Annotated in this window: 18 protein-coding genes; 8 read left to right on the plus strand and 10 right to left on the minus strand. The window is 72.4% G+C overall.

The genetic code is table 11. The features are described from left to right. Positions 1–8: 8 nt before the first annotated feature. The 6 genes from IF04_RS38685 to IF04_RS0112780 are packed head-to-tail and all read right to left on the minus strand — an operon-like array spanning position 9 to position 3,156. A complete protein-coding gene (locus IF04_RS38685; protein ID WP_030255051.1) occupies positions 9–797 on the minus strand; it encodes an SRPBCC family protein in 789 nt (262 codons plus the stop codon). Beyond that, a complete protein-coding gene (locus IF04_RS0112760; RefSeq protein WP_030255053.1) occupies positions 790–1,374 on the minus strand; it encodes a hypothetical protein in 585 nt (194 codons plus the stop codon). The genes IF04_RS38685 and IF04_RS0112760 overlap by 8 nt, the downstream gene beginning before the upstream one ends. 24 nt (positions 1,375–1,398) lie before the next feature. Next, positions 1,399–1,647, minus strand: coding sequence for a gas vesicle protein GvpG (locus tag IF04_RS0112765; RefSeq protein ID WP_030255056.1), 249 nt, complete (start codon positions 1,645–1,647; stop codon positions 1,399–1,401). Continuing rightward, complete coding sequence (locus tag IF04_RS0112770; protein ID WP_030255060.1) at positions 1,647–2,399, minus strand: GvpL/GvpF family gas vesicle protein; 753 nt, start codon at positions 2,397–2,399, stop codon at positions 1,647–1,649. The genes IF04_RS0112765 and IF04_RS0112770 overlap by 1 nt, the downstream gene beginning before the upstream one ends. Continuing rightward, positions 2,399–2,845, minus strand: coding sequence for a gas vesicle structural protein GvpA (locus IF04_RS0112775; RefSeq protein ID WP_030255062.1), 447 nt, complete (start codon positions 2,843–2,845; stop codon positions 2,399–2,401). Before IF04_RS0112775 ends, IF04_RS0112770 begins: the two co-directional genes overlap by 1 nt. A 2-nt stretch (positions 2,846–2,847) precedes the next feature. Then, positions 2,848–3,156 (minus strand): gas vesicle protein GvpO, encoded by a 309-nt coding sequence (locus tag IF04_RS0112780; RefSeq protein WP_030255065.1) that lies wholly within the window; start codon positions 3,154–3,156, stop codon positions 2,848–2,850. A 257-nt stretch (positions 3,157–3,413) separates the two neighbouring features. Here IF04_RS0112780 and IF04_RS0112785 point away from each other — a divergent pair, with 257 nt between their 5' ends. Then, positions 3,414–4,343 carry an SDR family oxidoreductase gene (locus IF04_RS0112785; protein ID WP_051831173.1) on the plus strand — a complete coding sequence of 310 codons (930 nt, stop codon included), beginning with the start codon at positions 3,414–3,416 and terminating at the stop codon, positions 4,341–4,343. Further along, entirely contained in the window at positions 4,343–5,500 is a 1,158-nt protein-coding gene (locus tag IF04_RS0112790; RefSeq protein WP_030255071.1) for an FUSC family protein, read from the plus strand. Before IF04_RS0112785 ends, IF04_RS0112790 begins: the two co-directional genes overlap by 1 nt. A gap of 5 nt (positions 5,501–5,505) precedes the next feature. Here the strand turns inward: IF04_RS0112790 and ku are convergent, their stop codons facing one another. The 4 genes from ku to IF04_RS0112810 all read right to left on the minus strand — a co-directional run bounded on the left by ku (position 5,506) and on the right by IF04_RS0112810 (position 9,850). Beyond that, complete coding sequence (gene ku / locus IF04_RS0112795) at positions 5,506–6,330, minus strand: non-homologous end joining protein Ku (RefSeq protein WP_030255074.1); 825 nt, start codon at positions 6,328–6,330, stop codon at positions 5,506–5,508. Positions 6,331–6,571: 241 nt separating this feature from the next. Further along, positions 6,572–6,985, minus strand: a complete 414-nt coding sequence (locus IF04_RS0112800) for a DUF2795 domain-containing protein (RefSeq protein ID WP_030255075.1) — start codon at positions 6,983–6,985, stop codon at positions 6,572–6,574. 199 nt (positions 6,986–7,184) lie between these two features. Further along, the gene (locus tag IF04_RS0112805) at positions 7,185–8,225 is read right to left on the minus strand and encodes an NAD-dependent epimerase/dehydratase family protein (RefSeq protein ID WP_030255078.1); all 1,041 of its coding nucleotides are present in this window, start codon (positions 8,223–8,225) and stop codon (positions 7,185–7,187) included. Between the two features lie 80 nt (positions 8,226–8,305). Further along, a complete protein-coding gene (locus IF04_RS0112810; protein WP_030255080.1) occupies positions 8,306–9,850 on the minus strand; it encodes an FAD-dependent oxidoreductase in 1,545 nt (514 codons plus the stop codon). A 174-nt stretch (positions 9,851–10,024) separates the two neighbouring features. Here IF04_RS0112810 and IF04_RS0112815 point away from each other — a divergent pair, with 174 nt between their 5' ends. The 6 genes from IF04_RS0112815 (at position 10,025) to IF04_RS0112840 (ending at position 17,921) form a co-directional block, all read left to right on the plus strand. Continuing rightward, entirely contained in the window at positions 10,025–10,411 is a 387-nt protein-coding gene (locus IF04_RS0112815; protein ID WP_051831177.1) for a DUF2267 domain-containing protein, read from the plus strand. 268 nt (positions 10,412–10,679) lie between these two features. After that, complete coding sequence (locus tag IF04_RS0112820; protein WP_030255086.1) at positions 10,680–11,240, plus strand: hemerythrin domain-containing protein; 561 nt, start codon at positions 10,680–10,682, stop codon at positions 11,238–11,240. Positions 11,241–11,285: 45 nt separating this feature from the next. After that, the gene (locus tag IF04_RS0112825; protein WP_030255088.1) at positions 11,286–11,702 is read left to right on the plus strand and encodes a CBS domain-containing protein; all 417 of its coding nucleotides are present in this window, start codon (positions 11,286–11,288) and stop codon (positions 11,700–11,702) included. A gap of 127 nt (positions 11,703–11,829) precedes the next feature. Further along, on the plus strand, positions 11,830–14,952 hold the full coding sequence (locus IF04_RS0112830) for an FAD-binding and (Fe-S)-binding domain-containing protein (RefSeq protein ID WP_078600237.1): 3,123 nt from the start codon (positions 11,830–11,832) through the stop codon (positions 14,950–14,952). 18 nt (positions 14,953–14,970) lie between these two features. Further along, the gene (locus IF04_RS0112835; protein WP_037959366.1) at positions 14,971–16,794 is read left to right on the plus strand and encodes a thiamine pyrophosphate-requiring protein; all 1,824 of its coding nucleotides are present in this window, start codon (positions 14,971–14,973) and stop codon (positions 16,792–16,794) included. Continuing rightward, positions 16,794–17,921 (plus strand): enolase C-terminal domain-like protein, encoded by a 1,128-nt coding sequence (locus IF04_RS0112840; protein ID WP_030255097.1) that lies wholly within the window; start codon positions 16,794–16,796, stop codon positions 17,919–17,921. Before IF04_RS0112835 ends, IF04_RS0112840 begins: the two co-directional genes overlap by 1 nt. Positions 17,922–17,955 lie beyond the last annotated feature (34 nt).

A 17,955-nucleotide genomic window follows, 5' to 3' on the forward strand; every position in this document is an offset into this window, starting at 1 on the left:
GTACGTGCTCACCTCACCCGTTCCGGCTCGGGCTCGAACTCGTCGGCGGGCTCGCCTTCTTCCTCGTCCTCGTCCTCGTACTCGTACTCGGCTTCGGGCTCGTCCTCGTATTCGCCCTCGCCCTCGTACGCCTCTTCCTCGTCGCCCTCGTACGCTTCGGCGTCGCCCTCGTCCTCGTACGTGTCGACCGTTTCCTCGTCCTCCTCGCGGGCCACCGCGTCCTCGTGCGGCTCGTCCTCCTCGCCGCGCAGCATGACGAAGCGGCGGAAGTGCTGCAGGTCGAGCCGGGCCCGCCGTCCCTGGGACCGCCACAGGTTGGCGGTCCACTGGACGATGCCCTTCGGGTGGTACTCGATGACCATCAGGACGCGGGTCAGATCCGGCGTCAGCTCGTGGAAGGTGACGATGCCCTTACTGCGGCCGTCCGCGAGGACCTTGGCGAAGGAACTGGACTCCTCGAACCGGGTCCACTGATCGTGCGCGGTGCCCAGCGGCACCCCGACGTCCGTGTCCTCGACGATGGTGACGAACCGTCCGGTCCCGGTGCCGGCGCGCTTGTCGTCGCTGCCGCCGCCGCGTATCAGCCGGCCGAGGTCGATGCCGGGGCCGTTGCCCTCCGCCATGTCCTGCAGCCGGGTGGTCGCGGCGCCCAGCTTCCGGCCGCCGGCGATCAGCAGCCGCTGGGCCTGGGCCGCGGCGAACGCGGCGGCCTCCTCCTTGAGCCGGTCGGTGGCCGGGCTGCCGGCGATGCTCTCCTTGAGGAGGGTGGCGGCGCCGCCCTGCTTCTGGTCAGCCATCGGTACGCTCCCGGCTCCGGCCCGGCTGTTTCCCGGACTGCTTGCCGGCCGGCTTGGCGGACTGCTTGGTGGCGGTCCTGGTCCCGGACTTCGCCGTGCCCGTCCTGCCCGTTTCGGCCTTCTTGGCGCGGCGGGCGCGTTGGGCCGCCGGCGTCGCCTTGGTGGTGGCCTTCTTGCGCGGGGCGGGCTTGTCGTGTTGCTCCTCCGGCTCCTCCCGCGGGGCGGGCTCATCGTCCTCGGCCCGTGTCTCCCGCGTACCGCCGGTGAGCCGTTCCTGGACGCCCGCGGTGCGTGCGTGCAGGCTGTCCGCCAGTCCGTCGATGCGGCGGGTGACGAACGCGCCCGCCGCGGCGCGGCCCACGCCGCCCAGGTCCTCCCGCAGCTGGTCGCGCAGCTCCGCGAGCTGCGGGTCGGCCTTCAGCCGCTCGTCCACCAGGCCCAGCAGCCGCTGCGGATCGAGCTGCAGCCGCCGTCCCATGACCACGCCGCCGACGGTGAGGGCAAGCTTCGCCTTCTTCGTGCGGCCCAGTGCGTATCCGCCGGCAACGGCCAGTGCCAGTGCCGCCCGGTTGTTCATCTCAACCGTCTCCCGTCCTTCTTCTCACTGTGCTTGGTGCCGCTGCTCCCGCGCCGCCTCCAGCCGGTCCAGCAGTGCGTCCTCGCGCCGGTCGAACTCCGCCTCGTCGATCAGGCCGTCGTTCAACTCCCGCTCCAGTTCCCGCAGTTCGTGCTGTATGAGCCCGGGGTCGTGGTACTGCCGCTCCGCCTCGGCGACGAGCTGGCGCAGTACCCACCCGGTGCCGCGCACCGGTGCGGCGGGCAGCAGCAGTACTTCCTTGAGCAGGCCCATCAGTCCCGGCCCGCGTGTTCGGCGGCCGGCTGGGCCGGACGCACGAAGCTGTACGGCGGCAGCGGGCCGTTCACCAGCAGCTCCAGCTGCGGCTGTTCCTCGGCGAGCCGGTGCGCCGCCTCGGTGAAGGGCGCGGTCTCCGTCCGCGGCAGCAGGAACGAGAGGTTCACCAGCCAGCCCGTCCCCTCGGGGCCCGGAGCCGACTGCTCCGCCAGCGGGGCCAGGGTCCGCTCGACCGTGTGCGCGTCGCGCACCTCGCGGGCCCGTACGGCATTGGCCACCAGCTCGCCCAGCTGCACCCGCTCGGGGTAATCGCCCCCGCCGGACGCCTGCAGGGCCTCCGTGAGGCGGCGGACCTCCGGCTCGTCGTCGACGACGAGCCGCAGCACTTCCTCCTCGCGGTGCGATGCCTTGACGTTGTATTCCACCCGGCCGGTCAGCTCGGCGAGCTGCGTCTTGTAGTGCTCGGTGTGTTCGCCGAGCGCACCGCGCACCGCGTCGTCGTCCGTCGAGAGCGAGCCGAAGCGCAGCGGCAGCACCGCGCCCGCGTTGCCCGTCTCGGTGAGGACGTGCTGGTGGGCCAGCAGGTCGCGGCGCTTGGGGCGCAGCCCGTCGGGACAGTCGCTGACCACGGCGGCGAGCTCGCCGGCCCGTATGATCCGCACCGGGCGCGGCGGGTCGCCGACGCCCAGCACCTGCTGCTCGGGGGCGGGGTGGTCGGCGTGTGCGATGCCGTAGACGTAGGTGGTCATCAGCTCTCCTCCTTCTTGCGGGAGCTGGTGGTGGTGCGCCGCGGACGGCGCGGCTCCTCGTCGCCGGACCTGCCGGAGGCCGATTCCCGGCCCTGGCCGATGGCGTCGGCGAAGGTCTCGGCGGCGCCCGAGAGCGCGCCCTTGCTCTTGCCGCGCGCGCCGGACTCGGTGATCTCGCCGACCAGGTCGGGCAGTCCGGGCTCCTTCTTGGGGCCGGACTCCAGGTCCAGCCGGTTGCACGCCTCGGCGAACCGCAGATAGGTGTCCACGCTCGCCACCACGACACGTACGTCGATCTTGAGGATCTCGATGCCGACCAGGGAGACACGCACGAAGGCGTCGATCACCAGTCCGCGGTCCAGCACCAGCTCCAGCACGTCGTACAGTCCGCTGGTGCCACCACCTCCTCGGCTGCCTCCTTCTTGCTGGGCGGGAACCACAGTCATGTCTACGGGTTTCCTTTCGCGCGTTCGTAGCGGCCGACGCGCCGGTACCCGATGAGCACACCCTCCTCATCGAGGGTCAGCTCATACAGCGCCATCAGGCTCATCGTGTCGGGCACCCTGGAGAGCTCCAGTACTTCCGTTTCCAGGAGCCAGCCGTCCCCGGTCCGTTCGAACCGGGTCACGGTCTCGGGATGCAGTCCGGTGAGCTCGGCGAGCTGGGCGCGCGCCGCGCGCATCAGCTCGGGCAGTGCCAGGCCCTTCGCGGGGCCCCGGCGGTCGCCTTCATCCGGTGTCTGTGCTTTGTGCGTCATGAAGTCATTTCTTTCGGGCTTCTCCGTCCGGGCGTTTCCGCCGGGAAGTCCATGGGGCACCGAGTACCGCCGAGGGGCGAGGGGAAACCCATGTGCCCCGGCCGGTTCGCACTGTCCGTCCCGGTGCCGGGTCGCCGATCTTCGCGGGCGACCCGATGATGGATTGAGGTCCGCCGGGCGGGGGACCCGGTGATCAGCCGAAGGGGACGGCTGTCCAGCCGATCCGGTCCATGGTCAATGCGGAGCAGGAGGCATCAGTGGCCGCGCAACCCCACGACCACCACGACAACGCGGGGAGCGGCGCCCCGAACGGGCGGCCGCAGAACCCCAGGGAGAAGCACCCGCAGCCCGACTTCCCCGCACAGGAACAGGAGCACCCCGGCTGGACCGGTCCGATGGACCCGCCACCGGACCACGGCGAGGACTCCTACCGCGGCAGCGGGCTGCTGACGGACCGCAAGGCGCTGCTGACCGGTGGCGACTCCGGCATCGGCCGCGCGGTGGCGCTGGCGTTCGCGCGCGAGGGCGCCGATGTGCTCTTCACCTATTTGCCCGAAGAGGCCGACGAGGCCCGCGAGACCTCCCGGCTCATCGAGGAGGCGGGCCGGAAGGCCGTCGCGGTCTCCTGCGACATCCGCGAGGAGTCCGAATGCCGCCGGCTCGTCGAGCGGGCGGTCGCGGAGTTCGGCCGGATCGACATCCTGGTGAACAACGCGGCGTACCAGATGGCCCAGCCGGACGGCATCCAGGCCATCAGCACCGAGCAGTTCGACCGGGTGCTGCGCACCAACCTCTACGGCATGTTCTGGCTGTGCAAGATGTCGCTGCCGCACATGCCCAAGGGCGGCTCGATCATCAACACCACGTCCGTACAGGGTTACAAGCCCAGTCCGCACCTGCTGGACTACGCGACGACCAAGGGCGCCATCGTCACCTTCACGCAGGGGCTCGCCCAGATGCTCGCCTCCGACGGCATCCGGGTGAACGCCGTCGCGCCGGGGCCGGTCTGGACGCCGCTGATCCCGGCGACGATGCCGGACACCGTGGAGTTCGGGAAGCAGGCGCCGCTGGGCCGCCCGGCGCAGCCCGCCGAGATGGCGCCCGCCTATGTGTTCCTCGCCTCCGAGCACGCCGCGTTCATCACCGCTGAGATCGTGAACGCGACCGGTGGCACCCCGCTGCCTTGATGGCCTGGTGGAGCTGGCTCAAGTGGGAGGTCGCCGCCGTCCTGCGCGCCGCGCGCGGCGCGGTGACCGGCCCGGGGCCCGAGCGGGACGCGGCGGTGCAGTCGTTGAAGGCGGCGGCCGCCGCCGCGCTCGCCTGGGCCGTGACGGGCTGGTGGTGGGGCGCGCCGATGGCGCTGATGGCGCCGTGGACGGCGGTCGTGCTCGTGGAGAGCACCGTCTACCGGTCGGTCCGGTCCGGGCTGCAGCAGCTCGCGGTGATCGCGGCCGGCACGGTCATCGCGGCGGGCGCGGCGACACTGACCGGCAACAAAATGGCCGCGATGGTGCTCGCCCTGCCGCTCACCGTCCTGCTGGGCAATTACGCGCGCTTCGGGCAGCAGGGCATGTACGCGTCCACGACGGCGCTGTTCGTGCTGGCCTACGGCTCGTACTCGCTGTACGACATCGGGCACCGGCTGCTGGAGTCGGTCATCGGCGCCGCCATCGGGATCACGGTGAACGCCCTGGTCCTCCCGCCGGTGCACGCCCGCAGCGTGCGGCACATGCTCTACACGCTGCCGCGGGACAGCGCCTACCTGCTGCACACCATCGCCGAAGCGCTGCGGGAGGCGGGCGACGAGGGGTACAGCCACCAGGACGCCGATACCTGGCAGGACCGGGCGCGGCGGCTCGCCAACGCCGTCACCGACCTGCACACCGCGCGTAGCTGGGACCAGGAGAGCTACCGCCTCAACCCCGGTTACCGGCTGCGCCGCCGCGGCCGCGCCGCGCCGCCCGCGGACTGGGACGAGACCTGGGACGGCATCAGCGAGCACCTCAAGACGCTCACCCGGACGCTGCGCGAGGCGGCCCCCGACCAGCACGACCTGGCCCCGCCGCCGCACGGCGCGCTCGGCCTGGCCGCCGATGTGCTGGACGCGGCGGGGGACGTCTGCGAACACGACCTGCACCTGCTCGACGAGGGGCCGGGGGAGGAGCGCGAGGGCCGGCGGGCCGCGGACCTGGACCGCGCGTGGGAGGCGCATGGCCGGCTCAAGAACTGGCTGCCGGAGCTGGACGGGGACTCGTCCGTTTCGCTCGGCGGCCTGGTCGCGGACATGCAGCGGCTGCTGTACGCGCTCGGACCGCAGCTGGCGCTGCGGTCCCGGGCGGCGTGAAGGAATCAGGACGCTTTCTTTTTCTTCCGGCCGCCGCCGGACTTCTGTTTGCCGCCCTTCGCCCGGTCAACACTGGCCTGGAGGGCCTCGCGCAGGTCGATGACGTTGGTCGCCTTCGGCGCGGGCTCGGCCTTCTCCACCGTTTCCCCGGTGCGCTTGGCCTCCACGAGCTGCTGCACCTTCTCCTGGTACGTGTCGTGGTACTCGTCCGGGTCCCAGTCCACGGACAGCGCGTCGATCAGCTGCACCGCGGTGTCCAGCTCCTTCTTGTCCGGCTTGGTGCGCCCCGGCAGCGTCGGCAGTTCCTTGTGCGGGTCGCGGACCTCGTCGGCCCAGTGCAGCGTGTGCAGGGCGAGGATGTCGTCCTCGGCCTTGACGGCGACGAGGTACTCGCGGTTGCGCATCACGAAGGTGGCGATGCCGGCCTTGTTCGCCTTCGCCAGCGCCTCCCGCAGCAGGCCGTAGACCTTGGCGTACTCCTTGCCCTTGGGCGCGAGGTAGTACGTCTTGTCGAAGAAGATCGGCGCGACCTCGTCGAGGTCGACGAAACCGGTGATCTCCAGGGACTTGGACCGGCCCGGCGCGATCTCGTCCAGCTCCTCCGGCTCCACGAGCACGTACTCGTCCCCGGCGTCATAGCCCTTGACGATGTCGTCGAACGCGACTTCCTTGCCGGTGCGTTCATTGACCCGCTTGTTGCGCACCCGGTCCGAAGTACCGCGCTGGAGCTGGTGGAAGTGGATTGTGTGGCTCTCCGTCGCGGTCACCAGCTGTACCGGCAGGGAGACCAGCCCGAACGAGAGCGCACCGGCCCAGACTGCGTGTGCCACGTCCGCCACCTCCTCGCCTCCCATCGCACCCCGTACCGGCGGGGTCCGCACCCTGTATGCGCCGTACGGAGCACGCCCGGGGAGGGCGGAGGTTTGGGGACCCGTGAGCGTGGCACTCGGCTCCCCGGCCGAGCGGCCGGTCATGGGAGAGATGGAAAGGCGCCGGGCCGGAGGGGAGAATCCGGCCCGGCGCAACCATGCCAGGGGGGAGGGCGGCCGCGAAGGGCCGCCCCGCGCGTGGTCAGGTACGGCGCTCCTCGACACCGAGGCCGAGCGCCCGGACGATGTCCTGCACATTGGCGAACTGCTGCCCGCCCGGGAGGTTCTCGGCCCGCGCGAGGACGCGGTCCGGCGCGTGGTTGTCCCGCAGGGAGTCCAGCACGGCGGACCGGTCGGCGGGGTAGATGCTGGGGTCGAGGTGGCGGGCCAGGTCCGAGCGGATCTCCACGTCCTCGGCGGACATCCCCGGGGGCGTGCCGCCTTCCAGGGTCCCCTCGGGCGAGCGGCGCACCGCCGGCTGGTCCTCGCCCGCCGGCTCGGGCTCGTGCTCCTCCTCCACCCGGATGCCACGATTTGCCCGCAGCTCGCCCTCCAGGCGCTTCTTCACCTCGTCGTCCTGCAGCGGGCTGTCCGGCCCGCTCCCCTTCTCGGCCATGTCTTCCTCCAGAGGTCGGTGCTGATGGGCTGCGTGCCGCAGGGCCGTCCGGGACGCGCGTCACGGTGGACGCGGTGACCTGCCGCGGCGCCTCCGGAGTGCCCGTCGTCGCGGTACCGGAAACCCGAAATGATCAGCTTCGGCCCAACGGCGCAGCGGGCCCGGACGACGGCCGGGACGACGGCCCGGGCGGCGGCGCTCAGGCGGTCTTCGGGGTGCTCGACAGCGGCGGCGTGTGCGCGCCGCTCGCCTTCCGCAGGCCGCTCAGCAGCGCGCCCACCGCCTCGGCGGCGGTGCTCTCCGGCCGCCAGCCCAGCTCTTCGCGCGCCCGGCCGCAGTCCATCAGCGGCAGCCCCAGCACCGCGTCGAACAGGTGCGGCGAGGCGCGTACCAGCCGCAGCCGCCAGCCGGTACCGAGCGCGGCGCGGGCGGCCGCGGCGGGCATCCGTACCGTACGGGCCTTCAGCAGCCGCGCCAGGAACGGCATGTCCACCGGCGGCTCGGCCGCGAGGTTGAAGGCGCCGCGCGCGTCGCCGAGGACGGCCAGCCGGTACGCACGGGCCGCGTCCTCGGTGTGCAGCACCTGGAAGCGCAGGCCCGGAACGTCCGGCAGGAACGGCAGCAGCCCGGGGCGGGCCAGCTTGCCGACCGGCGCGGGCGTCGCGGGCCCGCCGAAGATCCGGCGCTGCTCGGACGCCGCCTCCTCCTTGAAGAGGAACGCCGGACGCATCCGCACCACGCGCATGTCCGGGTGCTCACGCTCGTAGCCGTCCAGGACCCGTTCCAGGTATGCCTTCTCGCGGCAGTACGCGGCGTCCGGCCAGCCGTGCGTCGGCCAGGACTCGTCCACCTTGTGGTCCTTGGGGCCGGGGGAGTAGGCCCCGACCGAGGAGGCGTGGACGAGGGCCGGCACCCCGGCCCGCGCCGTCGCCTCGAAGACCCGCAGGGAGCCGAGGACGTTGGTGCGCCAGGTCTGCGGCGGATGGTGGGTGGGCTGGAAGGCCCAGGCGAGGTGCACGACGGCCGACGCGCCCGCGAAGTCCGCCGCGAGGTCGCACTCCTCGTCCGCGATGTCGGCCGCGGTCCAGGTGGTCTTCGGGGGCGCGTCGCGCGGCGTGCGGCGCGCGATGCAGTGGACCACGTCGATCTGCGGGTCCTCGCTCAGTATGCGGACCACGCTGGTGCCGACGTTGCCGGTGGCGCCGGTCACCACGACCCGCCGCTCGGGGGCACTGCTCATGAGCTGCTTCCTCTCCTGCCGCGGGCGCGCCGCGCCGACGCGTGGACGGACCCGTCCCGGGTGCCCCCGCGCGCCCGTCGCTACACGTCGGAGCCGATGTCGAGCTGTTCCAGCGGGCGCAGCGCGGGGCCGTTCAGCACCGTGCCCTCCGTGGAGAACCGCGACCCGTGGCAGGGGCACTCCCACGCCGTCTCCGCCGCGTTGAAGGCGACCAGACAGCCCAGGTGGGTGCAGCGCGCCGAGACGGCCTGTACCGTGCCGTCCTCGTCCCGGTACACCGCGCACCGCCGGGCGCCGATCCGTACCACCGCGCCGGTCCCCGGCGGGATCTCGTCGACGGAGTCGACGTGCGTGGTGCGCAGCCGGTCGCCGATGAAGTGCTGGGCGACCTTCGCCTGGTGGCTGAGGAACGCGGGTGCCTCGCGGACCGGGCCCCACAGCCGTCGCGGGTCGTACAGATTGGCCCACGGCGGGGGATCTCCGCTGATCAGCCCGGCGATCAGGCGCCCGGCCAGCGCGCCGCCGCTGAGCCCCCAGCCGCCGAAGCCGGTGGCGACATAGGTGTGCCGGGCGCCCGGGTGGAACGGCCCGATCAATGGCACCGTGTCGGTGGAGTCGTTGTCCTGGGCCGCCCACCGGTAGGCGACGTCCGTACCGGGGAAGTGCCGCTCGGTCCACTCGGCCAGCCGCCGGAACCGCGCGACGGCGTCACCCGTGCCGGGCGGGAACTGCTCCCCGGTGACCACGAGCAGCCGCCGGTCCGTGCCGTACGGCGCGGTGCGCACCGAGCGCTTGCCCTCCTCCTCGGTGATGTACATGCCCTGCACGTCGCGGTCCGCCTCGATCGGGGCCGCGACCACCAGCTCCCGGCGGGGCGAGAGCCGGGTGAAGAGCAGCGCCCGGTCGAACACCGGATAGTGCGTGGCCACGACCACCTCACGGGAGGTGACCGTCGCGCCGGTCTCGGTCGTCACCCGGCACGGCGCGCCCTCGTGCAGCCCGGTGGCGCGGGTGCGTTCGTACACCTCGCCGCCGTGCTCCCGCAGGTCCTCCGCGAGCGCCAGGAGGTACTTGCGGGGGTGGAAGAGCAGCTGGTCCTCGACGCGCACCGCGCCGGCCACCTCGAACGGCAGCCCGGTCTCGGTGACGTAGGCGGCCGGCAGCCCCGCCTCCCGCGCCGCGTCGGCCTCCGCGCGCAGCGCGTCGGTGCCGGCCGGGTCGCGGACATAGGTGTACGCGGGGAAGCGTTCCAGCTCGCATTCGATGCCCAGCTCCTGCGCGACCTCGGCGACGCGTTCCACGGCGCCCTGCTGGGAGACCGCGTACTGCAGCGCCGCGCCGCCGCCGCGGGTGCGGCGCAGCTTGTCGTAGACCAGCGTGTGCAGCGCGGTGAGCTTGGCGGTGGTGTAGCCCGTGACGCCGGCGGCGATCCGGTCCGCCTCGAGGACGATGACGCGGCGCCCCGTCCGGGACAGCTCCCACGCCGTACTGATCCCCGCCATGCCGCCCCCGATCACCGTGACGTCGGCTTCGGTGTCCTCGGTCAGCGGGGCGTACGACGTGGTGTGCGCGCTGGCCATCCAGTACGACTCGTCGATGCCGGGAAGGTCTGAAGTGTGGGACATGCGGGGACGGGTGCCCCTGCCGGCCCTGGCCGAAGCCTGCCGTTCCGGTGATGCGCCCGTACGGACGGGCCGCGGCCGCCGGAAGGCGGTGCGGTCACCGGGCCCGCCCGGTGTTGCGGGTTCCGCCGGAAGCCGGACCATGGGAGGGAGCGACCGGGGGTGAGGAGGCAGCACATGGGCGGCGACCTGCTCGCGGCGGTGCGGACCTCGGGGCGCTACCGGACCGTCGCCGAGGCCGAGCGAGCGGTCCAGCACGTACTGGCGGCCTTCGCGGGCCAGCTCACCGGCGAGGAACGGCGCGCGTTCCTCAGGTCGGTGCCGCCCGGGCTCATCGCCGGCGGGATAAGGGACGAGCGGCGCCGTACCGCGTGCGAGTTCGTGGACAGCGTGGCGGCCCGCACGGAGGGCGCCACGCACGCCACCGCGCGCTGGGACGCCAGCACCGTCCTCACCGCGATCGGCGCCCACCTGGGCGAGGAGCTGCTGCAGCGGGTGCTGGCGCAGCTGCCCCGGGGCTACGCGCTGCTGTTCGGCCGCGCCGATCTCACCCCCACCGCCTGATTCGCCTCGATCGAGACGTTTGGCCGTGCCCTCGCATGGCACTCGTGCGCCGGGCCATGGGCTCCATGGGGATGGGAAAAGCGCCGGGCCGGGACCGTCGTACCGGCCCGGCGCGCACCCCTGTCCGGAAACGAATGAATGTGAGCCATTCGGCCCAATCCTGCCTGATCGGTCGAGTTGCGGCGTTACGGGACTGAGGTAACGGGAACTCGTCCGATGGCGCCCGGAGGGTCCGGCCGCGCCGCTTTCGCGAAAGGTGGCAGCACTCATGGGTCACGGCGGCGACGTCATCGAAGAACTGACCACCGACCACCGCGAGGTGACCGAGCTCTTCCAGCAGATCGAGAGCAGCACGCCCGGCTCGGACGAGCGCAAGCGCCTCGCCGACCACCTGACGATCGAGCTGGTCCGGCACTCGGTGGCCGAGGAACAGCACCTGTACCCGGCGGTGCGCAAGCACCTGCCCGAGGGCAACGCGCTCGCCGACAAGGAGATCGCCGACCACGGCCGGGTGGAGGAACTGCTGAAGAACCTGGAGAAGACGGACGCCGAGCACCCCGACTTCAACCACCTCGTCGTCAAGCTGCGCAGCGAGGTCACCGAGCACGTCAGGGACGAGGAGGGCCGGCTCTTCCCGCAGCTCAAGGACGCCTGCCCGCAGGAGGAGCTGGACGCGCTCGGCGAGAAGATCCGCAGCGCGAAGAAGTCGGCGCCCACCCGCCCGCACCCCAAGTCCCCGACCACGCCGCCCGCCAACAAGCTGCTGGCACCCGGCGCGGGGCTGGTCGACCGGGCCCGCGACTTCGTCACCGGCCGCGGCAAGAAGTAACCACGACGCAGAAGTAACCACGTCCCAGAGGAGAGACCAGCACACATGCCTACCGCACGCGACATCATGTCCCCCGGCACGGAGTGCATCGGCGCCGAGGACAGCGTCATCGAGGCGGCCCGGCGGATCACCTCGCTCGGTGTCGGAGCACTGCCGATCTGCGGCACGGACAACAAGCTCAAGGGCATGCTGACCGACCGCGACATCGTCGTGAAGGTGCTCGGGGCCGGCAAGGACCCGGAGAAGACCACGGCGGGCGAGCTCGCGCAGGGCGAGGCGGTCACCATCGGCGCCGACGACGACGCCGAGGAGATCTTCGCGACCATGGCGCACCACAAGGTCCGCAGGCTGCCCGTCATCGACGGCCACAGCCTCGTCGGCATGGTCGCGCTGGCGGACGTCGCCCGCGCGCTGCCCGACCCGCAGGCCGGGGATCTGCTGGAAGCGCTCTCGACGGACTGAAGCGCCGACCCGCCGGTTCCCGGTACGCCCGTCCGTACGGCCGGGCGTACCGGTGTCACCGGCGGGCGTATGCACGTACGGGCGCCGGCACCGCAGCCGAGGCGGCGGACGGACGAGGAAGGTGACCATGGCACCGAACGAGCAAGCGGCGCTCACCGATCGCAAGCGTGCGGCGGCGGGCGGTGTCGCGGACCTGGACGCGGCGGCCCTGGAACGGGCGCTGCGCGAGCGGGTCGACGGGGAGGTGCGCTTCGACGCGGGCAGCCGCGGCGCGTACGCCACCGACGGCTCGAACTACCGGCAGGTGCCCATCGGCGTGGTCGCGCCCCGGAACGTGCGGGCGGGCGCCGACGCGGTCGCCGTGTGCGCGGAGTTCGGCGCTCCGGTGCTCTCCCGCGGCGGCGGCACGAGCCTGGGCGGCCAGTGCACCAACACCGCCGTCGTCATCGACTGGACGAAGTACTGCCACCACCTCGTCTCTGTCGACCTGGAGCGCCGCACCTGCGTCGTCGAGCCCGGCATCGTGCTGGACGACCTCAACCGGCAACTGGCGGAGCACGGGCTGAAGTTCGGGCCCAAGCCGTCCACGCACAGCCACTGCGCGCTCGGCGGCATGATCGGCAACAACTCCTGCGGCGCCTCCGCGCAGGCGTACGGCAAGACCGCCGACAACGTACGCCGCATGGAGGTGCTCACCTACGACGGCATCCGGATGTGGGTCGGTGCCACCTCGGACACGGAGTACGAGGAGGCCGTGGCCGGCGGCGGACGCAAGGGCGAGCTGTACCAGGGCCTGCGCCGCATCGCCGACCGCTACATGGGCGACATCCGGCGGGGCTATCCGCGCATCCCGCGCCGCGTCTCCGGCTACAACCTCGACGCGCTGCTCCCGGAGAACGAGTTCCACCTCGCCCGCCTCCTCATCGGCAGCGAAGGCACCCTGGTCACCGTGTTGCACGCGGAGCTGGACCTGGTGCCGGTACCGCCCTACGAGGCCATGGTGGTCCTCGGGTACGACGACATCTGCGCCGCGGCCGACGACGTACCGCGGCTGCTCGAGCACTGCCGGCCCAGCCAGCTGGAGGCGATCGACGGGCGGATGGCCCAGCTCATGCGCGAGGAAGGGGCGTTCCTGGACTCCCTGGAACGCTTCCCCGAAGGCGAGAGCTGGCTGCTGCTGCAGTTCAGCGGCGACAGCCGGGAGGACGTCGACGGGCAGGCGTGCGACCTGCTGCGGGCCATCGGCCGCGGCGAGAACGACCCGGACGTGGCGTTCTCCGACGACCCCGAGCGCGAACAGAAGATGCTCAAGGCGCGCGAGGCCGGGCTCGGTGTGACCGCGCGCCCGCCGGACGACCGGGAGACCTGGGAGGGCTGGGAGGACTCGGCCGTACCGCCCGGCCGACTCGGCGACTATCTGCGCGATCTGAAGCAGCTCTTCGCGGAGTTCGAGTACGACCACCCGTCCCTCTACGGGCACTTCGGACAGGGCTGCGTGCACACCCGCATTCCCTTCGACCTCAAGACCGCCGAGGGCGTCGCCGACTTCCGGGCGTTCGTGCACCGCGCGGCCGACCTCGTCGCCTCCTACGGCGGGTCGCTCTCCGGCGAGCACGGGGACGGGCAGGCCCGCGGCGAGCTGCTGCCGAAGATGTTCGGCGAGCGGCTGGTCACCGCGTTCGGCGAGGTCAAGGCGCTGTTCGACCCGGACGACCGGATGAATCCCGGCAAGGTCGTCGCCCCGTATCGCGTCGACGAGAACCTCCGGCTCGGGGCGCACTGGAGCCCGGAGAGCCATGACACGCACTTCGGCTACCCCGAGGACGACCACTCCTTCACCCGGGCCGTCATGCGCTGCGTCGGCATCGGCAACTGCCGTGCGCACGCCGGCGGCGTGATGTGCCCCTCGTACCGGGCGACCAACGAGGAGGAGCACTCCACCCGAGGGCGCGCCCGGCTGCTCTTCGAAATGCTCGGCGGGCACGGTGACTCGCCCGTCACCGACGGCTGGCGCTCCACCGAGGTCAAGGACGCCCTGGACCTCTGCCTGGCCTGCAAGGGCTGCAAGTCCGACTGCCCGGTCGGCGTCGACATGGCCACCTACAAGGCCGAGTTCCTCGCCCATCACTACGAAGGCCGGCTGCGGCCCGCCGCGCACTACTCGCTGGGCTGGCTGCCGCTGTGGGCCCGGCTCTCCCGGGCCGCCCCGCGGCTGGTCAACGCCGCGCTGAGCGCGCCCGGCATCGGACGGCTCGGGAAGCTCGCGGCCGGGGTGACCGGGGAGCGCGCGGCGCCGGTCTTCGCCGAGGAGTCGTTCGTCCAGTGGTGGCGGGCGCGCGGCACCCCGGAGCCCGACCCCGCCGACCCCCGCACGGTCCTCCTGTGGCCGGACACGTTCAGTACGTACTTCCATCCCTCCATCGCCAAGTCGGCGGTGCGCGTACTGGAGGACGCGGGCTTCCGCGTCGCCGTGCCGACCCGGGCCGTGTGCTGCGGCCTGACCTGGATCTCCACCGGGCAGCTCCGCACCGCCAAGCGCGTCCTCGGGCGCACCCTCGACGCGCTGCAACCCTGGCTGGCGGCCGGTACGCCGGTCATCGGCCTGGAACCGTCCTGCGCGGCCGTCTTCCGCGCCGACGCGCCCGAACTGATGCCGGAGAACGAGGACGTCCAGCGGCTGGCCGAGCAGTTCCGCACCTTCGCCGAGCAGCTCCTCAACCACGCGCCCGAGGACTGGCGGCCGCCCCGGCTGGCCCGTATCGCCACCGTGCAGACCCACTGCCATCAGCACGCCGTCCTCAAGGACGACGCCGACCGGGAGCTGATGCGCCGGGCCGGTATCCAGGCCGACGTGCTGGACGAGGGGTGCTGCGGGCTGGCCGGCAACTTCGGCTTCGAACGCGGCCACCACGACCTGTCGATGAAGGTCGGCGAGCTCGGCGTGCTGCCCGCCGTACGGGACGCCGCGCCCAGCGCCCTGGTCATCGCCGACGGGTTCAGCTGCCGTACCCAGATCGAGCAGGGCGGTACGGGGCGGCGCGCGCTGCACCTCGCCGAGGCCCTCGCGCTCGGCATCGACGGGCCGCTGCCGGCCACCGGGCCCGAAGTGCTCGCCCAGCGGCCCGTCGCCCGGACCCGGGACGCCCGGCTGCTCACCGCGGGCGCGCTGGCCGCGCTCGGCGTCGCCGCCGCCGTCGTCGGCCGGTCGGCGGCCCGCCGTTCCGCACCGCACGTCACCCATGCGAAATGAGAGGTAATCCCAGTGTCGATCAAGGTGTCCGACTACGTTCTCCAGCGGCTGCGCGAGTGGGACGTCGACCACGTGTTCAGCTACGCGGGTGACGGCATCAACGGCCTGCTGGCCGCCTGGGGGCGGGCCGACAACAAGCCGGAGTTCGTCCAGGCGCGGCACGAGGAGATGGCCGCGTTCGAGGCGGTCGGCTACGCCAAGTTCTCCGGCCGGGTCGGCGTCTGCGCCGCGACCTCCGGGCCCGGCGCCATCCACCTCCTCAACGGCCTCTACGACGCCAAGCTCGACCACGTCCCCGTCGTCGCCATCGTCGGCCAGACCAACCGCAGCGCCATGGGCGGCTCCTACCAGCAGGAGGTCGACCTGGCGAGCCTGTACAAGGACGTCGCCTCCGACTTCTGCGAGACGGTGACCGTCCCCGAGCAGCTGCCCAACGTCATCGACCGGGCCATGCGCACCGCGATCGCCCGGCGCACCGTCACCGCCATCATCATCCCCGCCGACGTGCAGGAGCTGGACTACTCCCCGCCCCAGCACGCGTTCAAGATGGTGCCCTCCAGCCTGGGCATGGCCCAGTACGCGCCGGTCCCCGCGAACCCCGAGGTCGCCCGCGCCGCGAAGGTCATCAACGAGGGCGAGAAGGTCGCGATCCTGATCGGGCAGGGCGCCCGCGGCGCCCGCGCCGAGGTCGAGGAGCTGGCCGACGTCACCGGCGCCGGCGTCGCCAAGGCGCTGCTCGGCAAGGACGCGCTGCCGGACGACCTGCCCTACGTCACCGGCGCCATCGGCCTGCTCGGCACCCGGCCCTCGTACGAGCTGATGATGGACTGCGACACCCTCGTGGTGATCGGCTCCAGCTTCCCGTACACCCAGTTCATGCCCGAGCTGGACCAGGCGCGCGCCGTCCAGATCGACATCGATCCGCACATGGTCGGCATGCGCTACCCCTTCGAGGTCAACCTCGTCGGTGACGCCAAGGAGACGCTGCGGGCGCTGCTGCCGCAGCTGAAGCGGAAGAAGCACGGCGACTGGCGCAAGAAGATCGAGAAGAACACCAAGCGCTGGTGGGAGGTCATGCAGCGGCGCGCCGCCGTGGACGCCGACCCGATCAACCCCGAGTACGTCGTGCACACCCTGGACGCGCTGCTGCCGAACGACATGATCCTCGCCGCCGACTCCGGCTCCGCCGCCAACTGGTACGCGCGCCACCTGCGGATGCGCGGCGCCATGCGCGGCTCGCTGTCCGGCACCCTGGCCACCATGGGCCCCGGCGTGCCGTACGTCATCGGCGCCAAGTTCGCGCACCCCGAGCGGCCCGCGCTGGCCATCGTCGGCGACGGCGCGATGCAGATGAACGGCATGGCCGAGCTGATCACCGCGCGCAAGTACTGGCAGCAGTGGTCCGACCCGCGGCTCATCATCGCGGTCCTGAACAACGAGGACCTCAACCAGGTCACCTGGGAGATGCGCGCGATGTCCGGGGCGCCGCAGTTCGAGCCCTCGCAGCACATCCCGGACGTGCCGTACGCGGACTTCGCACGCTCCATCGGCCTCGGCGGCGTCCGCGTGGAGAAGCCCGGCGACGTGGAGTCGGCGTGGCGCCAGGCGCTCTCCGCCGACCGCCCGTTCGTCATCGACTTCCGCACCGACCCGGCCGTGCCGCCGATCCCGCCGCACGCCAGCTTCGACCAGATCGAGGCCGCGGCCACCGCGATCCTCAAGGGCGACAGCGACCGCGCCGACGTGATCAAGCAGGGCTTCAAGGCCAAGGTGCAGGAGATGCTGCCGGGCCACCGGCACCGCGAGGACCGGCCCGGCACCGAGGACGGCAAGAACGCCTGATGACGGACGAGCAAGAGGAGCACGACGGACCGCCGGTGGAGTCGGTCGGGACGGCGGTCTACACCGTCCCGACCGACGCCCCGGAGGGCGATGGCACGCTCACCTGGAACTCCACGACGCTGGTGCTGGTCACCGTGCGGTCCGGCGGCACCACCGGCTTCGGATACACCTATGGCGCGCCCGCCACCGCACAGGTCGTCGGCGGGCAACTGGCGGACGTGGTGACCGGGCGCTGCGCCCTGGACGTGCCGGGCACCAACGAGGCGATGAACCGGGCCGTCCGCAACGCCGGGCGGCCCGGCCTCGTCGCCGGCGCGATCTCGGCCGTCGACCTCGCGCTGTGGGACCTCAAGGCGCGGCTGCTGGACCTGCCGCTGGTACGGCTGCTCGGCGCGTGCCGGGCGGAGGTCCCCGTATACGGGAGCGGCGGCTTCACCACGTACGACGCGGAGCAGCAGGAGCGCCAGCTGCGGCACTGGGTCGACGAGCAGGGCATCCCGCGCGTCAAGATCAAGATCGGTGAGTCGTGGGGCAGCGCCCCGTGGCGGGACGCCGAGCGCGTCACCGCGGCCCGCCGCGCCATCGGCGGCACCGCCGACCTCTACGTCGACGCCAACGGCGGCTACTCCCGCAAGCAGGCCGTCCGCGTCGCGGCCCACCTCGCTGACCAGGGCGTCACCTGGTTCGAGGAACCGGTCTCCTCCGACGACCTCACCGGGCTCGCGCACATCCGGGCCGCCGTCACGCCGGACGTCACCGCCGGCGAATACGGCTACACCCTTCCGTACTTCGGGCACATGCTGCGCGCCGACGCGGTGGACTGCCTGCAGGCCGACGCCACCCGCTGCGGCGGCCTCACCGTCTGGCTGCGCGCCGCGGCCCTCGCCGAGGCCAACGGGCTGGAGCTGTCCGGCCACTGCGCCCCGCACGTGCACGCCCACGCGGCCGCCGCCCTGCCCAACCTGCGCCACCTGGAGTGGTTCCACGACCACGTGCGCATCGAGAACCTGCTCTTCGACGGCGCCCTCGACCCGTCCGGCGGCAGCATCCGGCCTGGCGCCGACGGCGCGCCCGGACACGGGCTCACGCTCCGCGCCGACCTGGCCGAGCAGTACCGCACCGGCTGACCGCACACCCGGTACGGAGCACCGCGCGACACCC

The sequence above is a fragment of the Streptomyces violens genome (assembly GCF_000717745.1).
Lineage (GTDB): Bacteria > Actinomycetota > Actinomycetes > Streptomycetales > Streptomycetaceae > Streptomyces > Streptomyces violens.

Excerpts from the sequence above, each read along its gene's own strand:
- IF04_RS38685 (WP_030255051.1), bottom strand. The coding sequence starts at position 797 with ATGGCTGACCAGAAGCAGGGCGGCGCCGCCACCCTCCTCAAGGAGAGC.
- IF04_RS0112760 (WP_030255053.1), bottom strand. The coding sequence starts at position 1,374 with ATGAACAACCGGGCGGCACTGGCACTGGCCGTTGCCGGCGGATACGCA.
- IF04_RS0112765 (WP_030255056.1), bottom strand. The coding sequence starts at position 1,647 with ATGGGCCTGCTCAAGGAAGTACTGCTGCTGCCCGCCGCACCGGTGCGC.
- IF04_RS0112770 (WP_030255060.1), bottom strand. The coding sequence starts at position 2,399 with ATGACCACCTACGTCTACGGCATCGCACACGCCGACCACCCCGCCCCC.
- IF04_RS0112775 (WP_030255062.1), bottom strand. The coding sequence starts at position 2,845 with ATGACTGTGGTTCCCGCCCAGCAAGAAGGAGGCAGCCGAGGAGGTGGT.
- IF04_RS0112780 (WP_030255065.1), bottom strand. The coding sequence starts at position 3,156 with ATGACGCACAAAGCACAGACACCGGATGAAGGCGACCGCCGGGGCCCC.
- IF04_RS0112790 (WP_030255071.1), top strand. The coding sequence starts at position 4,343 with ATGGCCTGGTGGAGCTGGCTCAAGTGGGAGGTCGCCGCCGTCCTGCGC.
- IF04_RS0112800 (WP_030255075.1), bottom strand. The coding sequence starts at position 6,985 with ATGGCCGAGAAGGGGAGCGGGCCGGACAGCCCGCTGCAGGACGACGAG.
- IF04_RS0112805 (WP_030255078.1), bottom strand. The coding sequence starts at position 8,225 with ATGAGCAGTGCCCCCGAGCGGCGGGTCGTGGTGACCGGCGCCACCGGC.
- IF04_RS0112810 (WP_030255080.1), bottom strand. The coding sequence starts at position 9,850 with ATGTCCCACACTTCAGACCTTCCCGGCATCGACGAGTCGTACTGGATG.
- IF04_RS0112815 (WP_051831177.1), top strand. The coding sequence starts at position 10,025 with ATGGGCGGCGACCTGCTCGCGGCGGTGCGGACCTCGGGGCGCTACCGG.
- IF04_RS0112820 (WP_030255086.1), top strand. The coding sequence starts at position 10,680 with ATGGGTCACGGCGGCGACGTCATCGAAGAACTGACCACCGACCACCGC.
- IF04_RS0112825 (WP_030255088.1), top strand. The coding sequence starts at position 11,286 with ATGCCTACCGCACGCGACATCATGTCCCCCGGCACGGAGTGCATCGGC.
- IF04_RS0112830 (WP_078600237.1), top strand. The coding sequence starts at position 11,830 with ATGGCACCGAACGAGCAAGCGGCGCTCACCGATCGCAAGCGTGCGGCG.
- IF04_RS0112840 (WP_030255097.1), top strand. The coding sequence starts at position 16,794 with ATGACGGACGAGCAAGAGGAGCACGACGGACCGCCGGTGGAGTCGGTC.